Origin of the sequence: Spirillospora sp. NPDC127506, assembly GCF_040302145.1 — a bacterium.
Lineage (GTDB): Bacteria > Actinomycetota > Actinomycetes > Streptosporangiales > Streptosporangiaceae > Spirillospora.
In genome coordinates this window covers 1-13846 of sequence record NZ_JBEORG010000022.1, presented here as the reverse complement: position 1 = coordinate 13846, position 13846 = coordinate 1, and the positions used below count along the sequence as shown (strand labels likewise).

Below are 13846 nucleotides of genomic sequence, written 5' to 3'. Positions count from 1 at the left end.
TATCCGGCCCGGCCTCACCGGCCACGGCAGAGGTCAGAAACGGCGGGCCTCGTCGAACCACCGGCCGGCCTGCCGGACGGGAACGTGGGCCCGTTCGGCCAGGCCACGGTATGCATCCCAGGCCTGCTCGCGATAATCCGTCTCGATCATGCCGTACTCGGACTGGATCGCGTTCAGGTCGGCGACGAAGCGATGCAGGGCCCGTTCGGCGGCGTCCCGATCTTCGGATGGCCCGATCGCTCGCCGTGCGCGGTCGAAGGCTTCGCATGCCGCCGTAGCGAATGCTTCGGAGTCCTTCACCCAGTCCCGGAACGGGTTGTCCATGTGGGCCGACAGCCACGCCTCCGACTTGGCGCCGATGATCGTCACGTCGACTCCGCGGCCCCCGAACCGCGCCTCGACGGCGACGGCGATCGTCCGGCTGGTTCCCTGGAGTTCGATGTGCCGCAGCGACGGCTGGTCCGGCAGCTCTTCCGGGGCGAGGCCGTAGGCGTCATCGAGCTGCAGCGAGCGGAGGCGCTCGAATGTGCGCAGTACGTCGAGGTCGGTGGCGACACCGGGTGGATCACCGAACGTGATCGTCAGCTCTTCCAGGCCGGTCAGCTCTGCCAGGGTCCTGGCGGAGACGGCCCCTCCGACCCAGAGCCACAGCTTGGACACGCCTCGCAGACCGTCCGGTATGACAACGTCCGGCCCGTACGGAAAGAACCGCAGGTCGAGCCCGCGGCCCGAATCGGGCGCGTCGACCCGCAGCGTCGCCGGCGGTTTCTGCAGGAGCAGCGAGGTCACCGACTCTGGAAGGCGGATGCTGCGCAGCCGGGCGCCGTCCAGCCGGACCGTCCCGACGTGGGTCGCAGTGAGGTCGATGTCGCCGGAGGCATCGCTCCAGTACAGGAATCGGATATCAGGACGCGCGGCGAGCGCGTCGATGATGCCGCGCTCGGGGCCGGACCACTGAACGGTGAGACATTCCGGAAGCTTGTCCAACTGAGACCAGTCGATCGGCCCCTCGGAGGGGGTGAGCCCGCCGTCGCCTGGAGTGAGGTCGAGCACGCGAGTCGACTTCACGATTCGCCTTGGCCCGGCTCCGAAATCGACTTCGACCTCTTGCACGCACCTGACTGTATAGCCGTGCCCGGTCAGCCGGTCACCGACCGACCCGTCATCGCCCTCGGGCGTCCAGCTGGTCGAGGCGGCCGGTCTCCAGGTGCGAGATGTCGCCGCCGGAGTCGAGGGCGGCGTCCAGCAGCAGGGCGAGCGACGTGCCGTACACCGGGACGTCGGCCGGGTCGTCCACCAGCCGGAGCTTCGAGGACGACGGGTCCGCCTCGACGCGGCAGGCGATCCAGTGGGTCGTGCCCGTGGCCTCGTCCACGGCGGCGGCGATGCTCCTGCCGTCGGCGAGATCGATGACCGTCGCGAGCGAGCGGCGGTCCTCCCCGCGCCAGACGTACCGGTGGCCGTCCGCGGGACGCAGCCGCCACGCGCCGCCGAACAGCGTCGCCCGCCCGATGCGCCGGTAGAGCGCCACGAGGTCGGCCGGCATGCGGAACGACCGCCAGTCCTCGGCCGGGGCGGCGTCGTGCTCGCGGACGATCCGGTCGGCGACGTCGTCGATCTCGACCGCCGCCGGGGCCAGGTACCAGCCGGCGGCCGGCCGCAGCGCGCCGCCGCCGTCCTGCGCCACGCCCACCAGGCCCGCGTGCAGGGCCACGGCCCGGTTCTCGCCGCCGGCCCGGTCGTTGACGTTGACGACCACCCGCGACAGGGCGGCCGGCACGGCGTCGCTGCGGATGCCCGGACCGTGGTAGAAGCCGCGCTCGGTCATCGCGTCCCGCGGCTCGTCGATCGGCAGCTCCAGCAGCGGGTTCGGCATGCCGACCTCGCCGTCGGACTCCAGGTACGGGTAGAAGCGCGCCGCCCACCCGGTGATCACCTCACCGCCGTAGGCGTCGATCGGGCTGTAGATGCGCCGCCAGAACTCGACGTCGACATCGCCCTGCGCGGCCCGGACGAACTGGTCGGCGATGGGCGCCAGCGACCGGCACCACGCCTCCAGCCCGAACGCGGCGACCGCGTCCACCCGCTCCCGGATCTTCCGCCAGTCCTCGACCGTGCCGGTCAGCGTGATGGACGGGATGCCGCAGACGAACGTCACCCACAGTGCGAAGTACGGCGAGTAGACGTCCAGGAGCGCGACCCGCCCGGCCATCCGCTCGACCTGGGTACTGGTGGAGAAGTCGCACTCGAACGGCGCGGCAGGGCCGATCTCGTCCAGGAGCAGTTTCTCGAACTCCTCCGCGAGGACCTGCCAGGAATCGGCGTCCGCGGGCATGGCCCCGTCGACGACGACGGAAAGCCGTTTCTTCCCGGCGTGGCCGACCAGCCGCGGCCGCAGTTCCTCGGAGTTCAACCGCACGTGCTGGGCCAGCCCCTGCATGATGGTCAGCCAAACCGCATCGGGCGACAGCACCAGCGGCCGGTGCCCGGCGAACGCCCGCCCCACGGCGCTGAGGAGCGGCTGCACTCCGTCGTTCTCCAGTACGGGCATTGCCGGATCTCCGCCGAACACCAGCGCGTCCGGGAACAAATCCCCGACCGCCAGCACAGGCAATTTCTCCTCGGCCGGAGTTACGTCGTCAACCCGGAAACTGACCATCCTCGAACCCTAACCAGAGCCTGCGTTTGGATTTGCGGGCGAGGACGAGCCGGTAGCGCGGGCTGCCGTCCTCACGTCGGCCGAGGGCTGCCAGAGGGCGCGTCGTCACGGTGAATCCGGCCGCCGCCAGGTCGTCGCGCACCGCGCTCAGCGGGCAGGTGCGGTAGTACATGACGAACGGCGGACGCCACACGGCGTTCCGGATGCGCATGGTCACGTCGAATCCGAGCAGGGCCCAGTACCAGAACGAGCCGATGGGCGGAGGCGCGCCGATCGGGAACGCGAAGACGCCGCCGGGCCGCAGCGCGCGGTGCACGCCGGAGAAGAGCGCGGGCCGTTCGGAGGGCAGCAGGTGCCCGAGCGCGCCGAACGTGACCGCGAGGTCGAAAGCCCCGGCGAAAGGAAGGGCCCGGACGTCCGCCCGCACCAATTCGGCCTCCGGGTGCGCGGTGCGCGCCCGGGCCAGCATGCCGGCGCTGAAGTCGACGCCGGTGATCCGTCCCCGGCAGGCGGAGGCGAGCACCTGCATGCCGGCGCCGGTGCCGCAGCACACGTCCAGCCCGTCACCGAACGGCCCGAGCGGACGCAACGCCTCGGCGGTCGCGTCGAGAACGCCGTCGGGCGTGCGGAACGGCGTGTGGTCGAACTTCGGCGCGAGCAGGTCGTAGCCGCGCTCGACCGACGACAACGCCTGGATCGCCAGTTCGCGCAGGGAAGGACCTTGAGCCGAGAACACCGGCCAAGGCTACTTCCCGCCGTCACCCGCCGCCGGGGGTTGTGCGTACGCCGGTCGCGCGGCTCCGGAGGAGGTCCGCCACGTCCGTCAGGCCCGTCTGGATGCGGCCGTAGACACGCGGGTTGAGCAGCGTCGTCCCGTCGAAGTCGCCCGCGGAGGCGAAGACCGCGACCGGGACGGTCAGGGCCTGGAAGAAGCCGAAGAGCGGGCGCATGGCGTGCTCCAGGACGAGCGCGTGGTGGTCGCCGCCGCCCGTCGCGGCGAGCAGGACGGGCTTGTTGGCGAGCGCGTACTGGTCGATGAGGTCGAAGAAGTGCTTGAACATGCCGGGGTAGGAGCCGCGGAACACCGGTGCCGCCGCGATCAGGAAATCGGCCTCCTCGGCGAGCCGGAGCGCGGCTTCGATCTCGGGCGGGACGCCGTCGCGCTCGGTCGCCCCGGTGAATCCCGGCCCGAGGCCGTACACGTCGATCCGGGACGTCTCGATCGGGAGCATCTTTTCCAGCGTGTCGAGGACGACGTCCACGAGCCCCATTGTCTTGGACGGGCGGCTCGGGCTGCCGTTGACGACGACGACCCGTAGCACCGCCCCGTCCATGTGCGCGTCCATGTGCGCGTCCCTTTCGATCGCCGCTGCCGTGGTCATGCCGCGCTCCTTTCGCGCGAAGCGATTTCGCGGCGCACGACCGGCGCCACTTCGGTGCCGAGCCGCTCGATCGCCTCCAGGTGCTCCTTCTGCGGCATCCCGCCGAAGCCCATCTGGATGATGGCGCGGGTCACGCCGTACAGCTCGTGGTAGGTGAGCAGCTTGTCGATGATCTCCTGCGGGCTCCCGACCAGCAGGCCGGCCCTCGGCGACGCCTGCGCGTCGAAGGCGGCCCGGGGAATGAGGAGCCCCTTGCCCCGCTGGTGGTTGTTCTCCGCCATGCCCTTCGCGAAGTAGGGGTACATGACGTCCCTCGCCTGCCGGCTGGTGCGCCCGACGTACCCGTGCACGTTGATGCTGATCGGGAGCGCGTCCGGGTCGTGCCCCGCCTCCGCGGCCGACCGCCGGTAGAGGTCGACGGTCTGCTCGTGGAAGGTCAGCGGCCCCAGCAGCAGCGCGAGCGCCATGGGCAGGCCGAGCCGTCCGGTGCTGATCGCGGACGCCGGCGACCCGCCGACGCCCACCCAGATCGGGATGGTCTCGCCGTCGGCGCGGGGCGCGATGTCGGCGTCGACCAGCGCGGGGCGGAACCGCCCCTGCCAGGTGAGCGGGTTCTGCTCGCGGATCTTGAGCAGGAGGTCGAGCTTCTCGCGGAAGAGGTCCCCGTAGTCGCGGAGGTCGTAGCCGAAGAGCGGGAAGGACTCGGTGTAGGAGCCGCGCCCCGCGATGATCTCGGCGCGCCCGGCCGACAGCAGGTCGATCGTCGCGAACTGCTCCCAGACGCGGACCGGGTCCTCCGAGCCGAGCACGGTGACCGAGCTCGTCAGCCGGATGTTCTCCGTCCGCTCCGCCGCGGCCGCCAGCAGGATGGACGGGGCGGACCCGACGAAGTCGCCGCGGTGGTGCTCGCCGACGCCGAACACGTCCAGCCCGGCCTGGTCGGCGACCTCCGCCTGCTCGATGGTCTCGCGGGCGCGCTGCCGCGGGGACGGCACGGCGCCGGTGACGGGGTCCTCCGTGATCTCGCCGAACGTCATGATGCCGATCTCGAATGCCATGTCCGGTCCTCTCTGTCGCCGGCCCGCCGCCGGCCTCGGCGGTGCGGCCGGTCCGGAGCGGTCGTGCCCCGGCGCCTCCGCAACAACTTGTCTGCGCAGGCAAATATTTCCGGTTGGTCGGGGCGATGGCATCCGGATACGGTGCGGCCTATGGCGACCGAGGGTCTGCGAGACCTTGAGCAGGAGGCCTGGCGGGGGTTCCTGCTGACTCACGACCGGCTCTGGCGCGCGCTGGAGGCGGGCCTCGCGACGTTGAACGTGAGCATGGCCGAGTACAGCGTCCTGTCCCTGCTCTACGAGGCGGGGCCGGGCGGCATGCGCATGACGGAGCTCGCCCAGCGCCGCCTGATGTCCAGCGGCGGGTTCACGCGCCTCGCCGACCGCCTGCAGAGCCGGGGGCTGATCGAACGGCGCCGGTCGGCCGTCGACGGCCGCGGTTTCGACGCGACCCTGACGAGCGAGGGACGGGCGCTGACGCGCCGGGCACGGCGCCGGCATCACGAAGATCTGCGCGAACTGTTCTTCAGCCGCCTGACCGACGACCACCTCCGCGCCCTCGCCGAGATCTGGGCCCTCCTCGACCCCGAGCACGACGAAGCGGCGCAGAAGTGATGCCGTGCGGAGAAGGCGGGGCCTACTCGGCTCCGGCCGGCCGCCGGATCATGCGAGCGAGTCGATCGCGGCGACCTCCTCCTTGGTGAGGGCGATGCCGTCCAGGTCGAAGTTGGCGGCGATGTGCTCGCGGCGCGAAGACCTGGGCAGGATCACGATGCCGTGCTCCAGATGCCAGCGGAGGACGACCTGGGCGGGCGTGGCCCCGTACCGCTGAGCGATCTCGGTGATGACCGGATCGCGCAGATCGGTGTTCTTCAGCCCGCTGTAGCCCTCGACGACGATCCCGCGGCGGCGGTGCTCGTCCAGCAAGGCCGGGTCGTGCTGGGCCGGGCTCCACGGGATCTGGTTGACGGACGGCTGCCGCCCGGTGGCGTCGGTCAGCATGTCGATCTGTGCCGGGCTGTAGTTGCTGACCCCGACATTGCGGGCCAGACCGGCATCCTTGGCGGCCAGCAACTCCTGCCATGTCGAGATGAACTCGTCCCGGCCGGTCGGCCAGTGGATCAGCCAGAGGTCCACGTAGTCGGTGTCCAGCAGCCGGAGGCTCGACTCCAGGGTGCGGCGGGCGTGGCGCGCGTCCTGCGGGCGCAGCTTGGTGGTGATGAAGACCTGCTCCCGGTCGAGGCCGCTGTCCTTCACCGCCCGGCCGACGTCCGCCTCGTTCTTGTACAGCGTCGCCGTGTCGACATGCCGGTAACCGATCTCCAGCGCCGCACGCACCGACTCGTACGCCGCCTTGGGCCGCAGCTGCCACGTCCCGAAGCCGATCAACGGCAGTGCGGTGCCCCCGGCGAGATCCACAGTCTGAGTCATGCCTGGCATTCTGCCCCGGCGCCGGTGCCCGTACCGGGACGTCGCGTCCCGGCTCGGCACCGCCGGTGACGGCGGTCACGCCGGCGGATGGGCCTTGAGCCATTCCGCCGCACGGCGTTTCGACGCGCGCGAGAGCCACGCGTCCTGGACGACTTCCGCCAGTTCGCCGCGGCTGAGCTCGCCGACGCGGCTTCCCCGCAGCAGCACGGACCGGTGGCCGTTGAAATGCGGGGTGGTGAAGAACGGCGACGACTGGTCCTGCACGAGGGCCTGCTTGTCCTCTTCGGACGGAACCCAGAAAACGATCACGTCCTGGTACCGTTCGCCGCTCACGGGATCGACGGCGTCCGGCCGCGGGTTCCGGAAGAAGACGAACGACTTCCCGCCGACCTGGTAGACGGGCTTGTCCTCGGTGCCGGGGTAGATGGTGACATGCGGCATGGCGAGCGCGAGTTCGTGCACGTCCTCGACCCGGGCGGGACGGTCCGCGTCGTCCGTCATGGTGTCAGCGTAGGCGCTGCGGGACCCGCCCTCCATGGGGTGTGAGCCGGTAATGCTGCGCGGATACCCGAGGCTGGGCACCGGTGGGTGGCGGCATGCCGAAACCGGGCATCTCCATGAGGCGGGCGTACCAGCGGGAGGAACGATGCTGTTCAGGCGGGAGGTCCTTGAGGGGATCGCGGGCGGGCGGATCGACCGGGTGTTCCGGGTGTGGGCACAACCCCGGGTGCGCGCGGGCAGCACCCAGCGCACCTGGGCGGGGATCGTCGTGATCGACTCGGTCACGCCCGTCACCCCCGAGGAGATCACCGAGGAGGACGCGCTGCGCTCGGGGTTCCAGGACCGCGAGGCGCTGCTCACCGCCCTGTCCAAGAGCCGCAAGGAGGGCGGCTACCACCGCGTCATGCTCCACCTGGGCGGCCCCGACCCCCGCTCGGAACTGGCCGCGGACGCCGACCTGACCGACCGGGAACTGGCCGGCCTCAAGGCCGAGCTGGACGCCGTCGACGCCCGCAGCCGCCGCGCCCCCTGGACCCGCGAGGTCCTCCGGCTCATCGAGGAACACCCCGGCCTGCGCGCCATGGACCTGGCCGAACGCCTTGACCGGGACAAGCTCCCGTTCAAGTCCGACGTCCGCCGCCTTAAGGCCCTGGGCCTCACCGAAAGCCTGGAGACCGGCTACCGCCTGTCGCCGCGCGGGAAGGCCCTGATGGCCTACCTGCGGTCGTCGGGGGAGTGATTTCATCAGGCTGTTCCGTGATGGTTGTCCACTTGCCGGTGTCAGTCGACCCGCCTAGCGTCCGGCGAGCCCGGCCACGACGGGTGCGAGCGTTTCGGCGGCGCCGGCGCCGAAGACGAAGTAGGAGATCCCGAGTTCGTCCCGTCGGCGCTGGACCTCCTCGGCGGCCGCCGCGGGGTCGTCCGGCAGCACTGCCAGCGAGTCCACCGCGCGAAGCGCCGCAGGGTCGGTGTCGGGCGACGCCATGAACGGCGCGACGGCGTCGCCGACCACCGCCACGTGCTGCGCCAGTTCGACGTCCCGGGCGGCGAGGGCGCGGAAGCCGCGCACCACGCGGGTGATCGCGGCCCGATCGTCTCCCGGCATCAGCGCGAACGCGACCGTGTCCGCGACTTCTGCGGCCAGAGCCCGGGCCTTCGGCCCGCGCACGGCCACCACGACCGGCGTGTGCACGTCGGGACCGTCGAGTTCCCGCAGCTCCGCCACGGTGTCGCGCACCTGGGCCAACCGCTCGGCCGGTGGTGGGACGGGCAGTCCCCGCTCGCGGAGTTCGTCCTCGATACCGGGCCTGCCGGTGCCGATGCCCAGCTCGAAGCGACCCTCGGTGAGCACCGACAGCGAGTGCGCCTCCCACGCGGTGCTCCACGCCGGACGCAGCGGTGAGGCATACACCCAGGAGCCGACCCGCAGGTCGGTGAGGCTGGCCGCGACGGCCAGCGTAGGGGCCGGCGCCGGCTGCCATCGTGGAACGTCGGGCATCAGCAGCGTGGAGTAGCCGCTGTCGGCGATACGGTGCACCTGGTCTCGCCACGTCCGCAGGTCCGCCGTGATCGGGGCGACGACCCCGAATCGGAAGGGCCTGGTTCCGCTGGTCGCCGTCGAATCGGTCATCGTCCTGTCCAAGTCGGTAGTCGGGTCTGGTCGACGCATGGCAGTGCGCCGTGATCAGCAGCGCGGTCGGCGTCTCACTCCTGGTACGAACGCACCCCCGCCCCGATCCGACACCATCCACCATTCCGGAGCTCGCGTCCGCCCGCCTGAGGCATGTGGCGAGGTGACAGGGCGGCGTCGTCGAGTTCAGGGCTTACGGCGTAGGGCGGTCGGTCTGGCGACCCAGGTGCAGACGCATCAAGTCGAAAGAAACATCCGGACATGGTCGAGCGCCATGTCGAGCGCGATCTCCATGGGCGTGACGTCGTGGGCGGTCTGGGCCAGCAGGTAGCCCCCTTGCAGCGCCGCCATCAGCCCGACCGCGAGCTTCCGGGGGTCGGCTTCGGAGGCGAGTGTCCCGGCGTCCTGCATGCGACGCAGCCCGGTCTCGATGAGCTTTTCCCACTGGTCGAAAGTCTCCGCCAGCGTTGAGCGGGCGACTTCGTCCTGGTCGGAGACCTCCGCGGCGAGAGAACCGAGGATGCAGCCGTATGCGCCTTTCTGCAGCGAATTGCGCTGGACGAGTGCGTCCCTCCACCGGACCAGGCCATTGAACGACCTGAGGCGCTGCAGCGCCGCGTGCTCGCGCTCCATAATCTCTTGCGCGCGGAGCAGGACTACGGCGCGGACCAGTTCTTCCTTGTCGGCGAAATGGTTGTAGAGCTGAGATTTGCTCGTGCCGCTCGCGGCGCGGACCTCGTCCAGAGTGGTCGCGCTGACCCCTTTCATGTACATGAGCTCGGCTGCGGCGGCGACGATGCGCCGCCTTGTCGCCGCGCCGCGGCGGGTCAGCCTCCGCCCCTTTTCGGCACTCTCTGGCCCGGTCACGCAGGCAAGGCTACCGGCCTAGGTGCGGCTTCCTTCGGCGTTGACGATGCCCCTCGGTCATCTAGATCGGATCATTCGGCGGTGGGACGGTGCCCCGACCGCGATCGCCTCAGCCAAGGTGCCGTCGCGGGTCCAGTCGGTGAGGCCGACACCCGCTGGACCGCCGACAGCCCCGAGTGTCATTGCCCAGCGCGCATCCCGGCCGTTCCCGCGGCCTCGTCCGTCATCACGATCGCCCTCACCAGGCGCCCGAACCTGGCCACAGAAGAACTGGTCGGTCAAGTCCACTTTGCTTGCCACGTACGCGAGCTTGATCTGAACGGACCTGAACTCGCCGCACGAATGCGGTCGATGGGCACACCGTGATGCCGTACGGCTCCGATGGCGGACGCGGCAGGCTGGCCTCCGGATATTGGCGCGGGCCGCCGAATAACTCCGGTTTACCTCAGCCTGTACCGCACCTTGATCCGGACTACAGAGTCCAACAACGTGTCTGGGTACCTTCGCTGGGAGCTCACCGATGCCGGAAGGAGTACCGAGATGAGCGACGTGACCACCACCAACCGGCGGGTCGACAGCTCCGCCAACGAGGATTTGGCCGAACTCGCCCGCCACGGCGCCGACACCTTCGGCTACAAGGCCCACTTGCGCATCGAGCGCCGGCTCGCCCAGCTCCTGCGCTTGCGGGTATCCCAGATCAACAACTGCACCTACTGCCTCAACCTTCACTACGAGGCGGCACGCGACGCCGGCGTCCCCCGGCCGGTGATCGACACTCTGACCGCCTGGTGGGAGACGGACTTCCACGATGACGCGGCCCGCGCCGCCCTCGCCTACACCGAGGCGCTCACCCGCGTCGCGGACGCGACCGTCGCCGACGGTTTCGGTGCCCGGCACGACGCGCTCGCCGAGCACTTCTCGCCGGAGGAGATCCTCGAGATCATCGGGATCGTCATCAACATGAACGTCTGGACCCGGCTCAAGCTGGCCGAGGGCGCCACCCCCGGATTCACGTCGCGGCCGGAGTAGCGGACCCGCCCGTAGTGGCACGCGAGCGACCGGCTTGCCGGGGTGCGGAGACCGGGCACCGGCCGGCCCGGAAGCCTTGATCAGCGACCGGCCCGATCTCCTAGTTGATCTGGACTCGAACGTCCATGACAGCTCGGCCACGCCCGCCACCTGTGGGCACTCGACGGGGGCGGCTGTTTGCTTGACCTCCCGTGCTCTCCCAGTGAGGTCGCGCCTCGCGGCGTCAGGAGACGTCCGGGCGCCCCGGTCGGACACGCCCCAGATACGATCAATGGACTGTAAAGTCCAGTCGTACGGGAATATGGCGGGACTGTGGAGCGTCTGTACATGTGCGTCCAGGTGCGCTTCGCCTGGTTCCCAAGCTCCACACCGCAAGGTCGGGAAGGGAGAGCCGTGCCACGGCAGACCCAGTACCACAAGAACCCGGAAGCCGTCTCGCAGCTCGATCCGGAGCAGTACCGCGTGACCCAGCAGGACGGCACCGAGCGCCCGTTCGCCAACGCCTACTGGGACAACCACGAGCCCGGCATCTACGTCGACGTCGTCTCCGGCGAGCCGCTGTTCGCGTCGGTCGACAAGTTCGACAGCCGGACCGGTTGGCCGAGCTTCACCAAGCCGATCGACAAGACCAACGTCGTCGAGCGCGACGACTCCAGCCACGGGATGATCCGGGTGGAGGCCCGGTCGCTGCACGCCGACAGCCACCTGGGCCACGTCTTCCCTGACGGCCCCGCAGACAAGGGCGGCCTGCGCTACTGCATCAACTCCGCGTCGTTGCGGTTCATCCACCTCGACGACCTGGCGGAAGCAGGGTATGGCGGGTACCGGACCCTGTTCACGAGTAAGGAGACGACATGACCACCGAGAAGGCAATCCTCGCCGGCGGCTGCTTCTGGGGGATGGAGGAGCTGTTCCGCCGCCAGCCCGGCGTCGTGTCCACGCGCGTCGGGTACAGCGGCGGCGACGTCCCCAACGCCACCTACCGCAACCACGGCACCCACGCGGAGTCCATCGAGGTCGTCTACGACACCGACAAGACCGACTTCCGGGCGCTGCTGGAGTTCTTCTTCCAGATCCACGACCCGACGACGAAGAACCGCCAGGGCAACGACATCGGCACCAGCTACCGCTCAGCGATCTTCTACATCGGCGACGAGCAGAAGCGCGTCGCCGAGGAGACGATCGCCGACGTGGACGCCTCGGGCCTGTGGCCCGGCAAGGTCGTCACCGAGGTCACCCCGGCGGGCGACTTCTGGGAGGCCGAGCCCGAGCACCAGGACTACCTGCAGAAGTACCCCAACGGCTACACCTGCCACTTCCCCCGTCCCGGGTGGAAGCTCCCGAAGCGGTCGACGGCCTGACACCACCGACCCGCGGACCCGCGGTCCGCGGGTCGGCCCATGCCGAGGCGGTCGGCCCCGGGCATTCGATCGGCTGCATCAGACGCCGCCGCGGCGGCAACAGAGGAGCGTCATGGACGACGACGAAAACCTGCTCCCGGCAGAGGAAAGTCTCGATGCCGATGAGCTCGGCGAAGACGTCGAGGGTCCGGGTTACTCGCCCCCGGACCACCCGATCGGAAGCCGGGCTTGGGGGCTCACCGCCTACGAGGCCGGTACGAAGGAACCACTCGGCCAGAGACTTGCCCGTGAGGTTCCCGACCTCACAGCCGACGAGGCCGGCGACGGGATCGGCGACACATCCGATACCGACGGCGAGCCGATCGACGACCAGGTCGGCGACTTGAGGGCGGGACGGCTCGTCTGGGCTCCCCAGGATGCCGGTGACCCGTCGTCGGACTTTCAAGCCGATGACGTCGGCATCGACGCCGCGGGCGCCTCCGCGGAAGAGGCGGCGATTCACATCGTCCCCGACGAATAGTCCGCGAACTACCGGCCCGGCGAGAGGGAGGCAAATGGACCAGGAGCTCGGTGCGCTGATCGGGGCCATCCCGGAGGGATGGACTCGCGCGGAAGTGGACGGCGAGTCGTGGGGCGTCACCCGCGTCACTCGCGCGGAAGGCAAAGTGATCTCCCTCAACGCGGAGCGCCTCGGCGACGGCGAGCAGCTCGGCGCTAACGTCTGGATCACGTCCGACGGGCCCGTCCTCCGCCCGTGCGAGGTGCCGGCGGAAAGGGTTCTCCGTTTCCTCCGCGCCGCAGCGACGTGGTACTCCGTCAGGACGTAATCCCATTAGAGCCGACAACGCATGGCAGCCGCCGAGGCCATGCAACCCCGCGCCGACTGCTCGTCGGACACACCGGCGGGCGGCGTCGGGTGCGTGAGGACGGTTGCACGAGGGCAATCACGTCGCGTACGGACTTCGAGGTTGGACGTCCTGGAGCCATGCGGGACGCATTCCCCATGAGTCCGCCGGTGTGCTGCCCCATTCGCAGGCCGGTCCGAGGTGATCGATCTTCAGCTTCGAGCTATCAGGATCAGCCGCGTACAGTTCCAGATCTTCGGCGTAGCGAACGAGCAGCTGTGTCCAAGACGGAGCCAATACGTCCCATGAGGCGCATTCGACGTCAACCCGAACCACTTGTCCGGGCGTTCCTCCCGGGGCCGGATCAAAGTCGAGCAGCCACTGCACATCACCGTTCATGTCGCCCACGACCACTGCGTCGGGCGAACCGATGATCGGCCGTACCGGCCCGTTCAGCCAGAGCATCTTTCTTTCGACCAGGTATGCCCAGACCTGAGGATCGTCCCACTCCGGCTCCGGATGATGGTTGTCGCGCCACATCCGGGTCATCTCGATGATCGCGTTGGTGTCGCAGAGATAAGTCAGTGGTACCGGGCTGGGCGCAGGGAGTGGCAAACTCGAGCCGGGGTCGGTTCCGTTGTGAATGCGGAGACTAGCGCGGAAATCCCGGGGCAGCGGGATCGCCAAGGCAGCCTCCACTGCATTGATTTCCTGTGCCGTGGCCTGCGCGTTGAGCTGCCGCAGGGAATCCGGCAGGATGCGGCCAAGGCCCGCCTCGACCCGCCCCCACGCCTCGGCAACGCGCTCGTCGACATCGGCTCCAGTCTCACTCACGACGCAGACTCTAGACGCCGCCCCCGACGCGCAACTACCTCACCCAGCGTGGGCGGGCGCTCGGGTTGCGTCGGGGATCGACCTGCGCGACGCACAGATCGCCGCACGTCACGCAGACCTGCGCACCACATCCTGCTCGCCAGCCCGGTCCATAACCGGCTCTTCACGATCGAGGGTGTAGTTGCGGTTTGAAGCCGCCGGTCTCGAGTAGTGATCTGGCGATGTAGTTGGTCAGGTTGCGGAACCCCAGTG

At 69.6% G+C, this 13846-nt stretch carries 17 protein-coding genes; 7 read left to right on the top strand and 10 right to left on the bottom strand.

The genetic code is table 11. From position 1 onward, the window contains the following. Positions 1–33: 33 nt before the first annotated feature. From ABTW95_RS21100 to ABTW95_RS21080, 5 genes are all read right to left on the bottom strand, one after another. The gene (locus ABTW95_RS21100; protein WP_500227152.1) at positions 34–1113 is read right to left on the bottom strand and encodes a hypothetical protein; all 1080 of its coding nucleotides are present in this window, start codon (positions 1111–1113) and stop codon (positions 34–36) included. A 49-nt stretch (positions 1114–1162) separates the two neighbouring features. Continuing rightward, positions 1163–2551 (bottom strand): DUF4419 domain-containing protein, encoded by a 1389-nt coding sequence (locus ABTW95_RS21095; protein ID WP_500227151.1) that lies wholly within the window; start codon positions 2549–2551, stop codon positions 1163–1165. Positions 2552–2639: 88 nt separating this feature from the next. Next, positions 2640–3395, bottom strand: a complete 756-nt coding sequence (locus ABTW95_RS21090) for a class I SAM-dependent methyltransferase (RefSeq protein WP_500227150.1) — start codon at positions 3393–3395, stop codon at positions 2640–2642. Positions 3396–3417: 22 nt separating this feature from the next. Continuing rightward, a complete protein-coding gene (locus ABTW95_RS21085; RefSeq protein WP_500227149.1) occupies positions 3418–4041 on the bottom strand; it encodes an NAD(P)H-dependent oxidoreductase in 624 nt (207 codons plus the stop codon). Continuing rightward, on the bottom strand, positions 4038–5099 hold the full coding sequence (locus ABTW95_RS21080; RefSeq protein WP_500227148.1) for an LLM class flavin-dependent oxidoreductase: 1062 nt from the start codon (positions 5097–5099) through the stop codon (positions 4038–4040). The genes ABTW95_RS21085 and ABTW95_RS21080 overlap by 4 nt, the downstream gene beginning before the upstream one ends. Before the next feature lie 150 nt (positions 5100–5249). On the opposite strand from ABTW95_RS21080, the gene ABTW95_RS21075 reads away from it, so the two are divergent. After that, positions 5250–5711 (top strand): MarR family winged helix-turn-helix transcriptional regulator, encoded by a 462-nt coding sequence (locus tag ABTW95_RS21075; protein ID WP_500227147.1) that lies wholly within the window; start codon positions 5250–5252, stop codon positions 5709–5711. Positions 5712–5759: 48 nt separating this feature from the next. Here the strand turns inward: ABTW95_RS21075 and ABTW95_RS21070 are convergent, their stop codons facing one another. After that, positions 5760–6527, bottom strand: coding sequence for an aldo/keto reductase (locus tag ABTW95_RS21070; protein WP_500227146.1), 768 nt, complete (start codon positions 6525–6527; stop codon positions 5760–5762). A gap of 75 nt (positions 6528–6602) precedes the next feature. After that, positions 6603–7028, bottom strand: a complete 426-nt coding sequence (locus ABTW95_RS21065; RefSeq protein WP_396445554.1) for an MmcQ/YjbR family DNA-binding protein — start codon at positions 7026–7028, stop codon at positions 6603–6605. A 145-nt stretch (positions 7029–7173) separates the two neighbouring features. Here ABTW95_RS21065 and ABTW95_RS21060 point away from each other — a divergent pair, with 145 nt between their 5' ends. Continuing rightward, positions 7174–7767: an ASCH domain-containing protein gene (locus tag ABTW95_RS21060; RefSeq protein WP_396445555.1), complete on the top strand. Its 594-nt coding sequence runs from the start codon at positions 7174–7176 to the stop codon at positions 7765–7767. Between the two features lie 54 nt (positions 7768–7821). Here the strand turns inward: ABTW95_RS21060 and ABTW95_RS21055 are convergent, their stop codons facing one another. Both ABTW95_RS21055 and ABTW95_RS21050 read right to left on the bottom strand, forming a co-directional pair. Further along, entirely contained in the window at positions 7822–8658 is an 837-nt protein-coding gene (locus ABTW95_RS21055) for an LLM class flavin-dependent oxidoreductase (RefSeq protein WP_500227145.1), read from the bottom strand. A gap of 237 nt (positions 8659–8895) precedes the next feature. Continuing rightward, positions 8896–9525, bottom strand: a complete 630-nt coding sequence (locus tag ABTW95_RS21050; protein WP_396445557.1) for a TetR/AcrR family transcriptional regulator — start codon at positions 9523–9525, stop codon at positions 8896–8898. 540 nt (positions 9526–10065) lie between these two features. Here ABTW95_RS21050 and ABTW95_RS21045 point away from each other — a divergent pair. The 5 genes from ABTW95_RS21045 (at position 10066) to ABTW95_RS21025 (ending at position 12742) form a co-directional block, all read left to right on the top strand. After that, positions 10066–10554 (top strand): carboxymuconolactone decarboxylase family protein, encoded by a 489-nt coding sequence (locus ABTW95_RS21045; RefSeq protein ID WP_396445558.1) that lies wholly within the window; start codon positions 10066–10068, stop codon positions 10552–10554. A gap of 393 nt (positions 10555–10947) precedes the next feature. Then, positions 10948–11412 (top strand): peptide-methionine (R)-S-oxide reductase MsrB, encoded by a 465-nt coding sequence (gene msrB, locus ABTW95_RS21040; protein ID WP_500227144.1) that lies wholly within the window; start codon positions 10948–10950, stop codon positions 11410–11412. Further along, positions 11409–11915, top strand: a complete 507-nt coding sequence (gene msrA / locus ABTW95_RS21035) for a peptide-methionine (S)-S-oxide reductase MsrA (RefSeq protein WP_396445560.1) — start codon at positions 11409–11411, stop codon at positions 11913–11915. The genes msrB and msrA overlap by 4 nt, the downstream gene beginning before the upstream one ends. 112 nt (positions 11916–12027) lie before the next feature. Beyond that, positions 12028–12435, top strand: a complete 408-nt coding sequence (locus tag ABTW95_RS21030) for a DUF5709 domain-containing protein (protein ID WP_396445561.1) — start codon at positions 12028–12030, stop codon at positions 12433–12435. Positions 12436–12469: 34 nt separating this feature from the next. Next, on the top strand, positions 12470–12742 hold the full coding sequence (locus ABTW95_RS21025) for a hypothetical protein (protein WP_396445562.1): 273 nt from the start codon (positions 12470–12472) through the stop codon (positions 12740–12742). Positions 12743–12859: 117 nt separating this feature from the next. On the opposite strand, the gene ABTW95_RS21020 is transcribed toward ABTW95_RS21025, so the two are convergent. Beyond that, positions 12860–13594, bottom strand: coding sequence for an SMI1/KNR4 family protein (locus tag ABTW95_RS21020; RefSeq protein WP_500227143.1), 735 nt, complete (start codon positions 13592–13594; stop codon positions 12860–12862). Between the last annotated feature and the right edge of the window lie 252 nt (positions 13595–13846).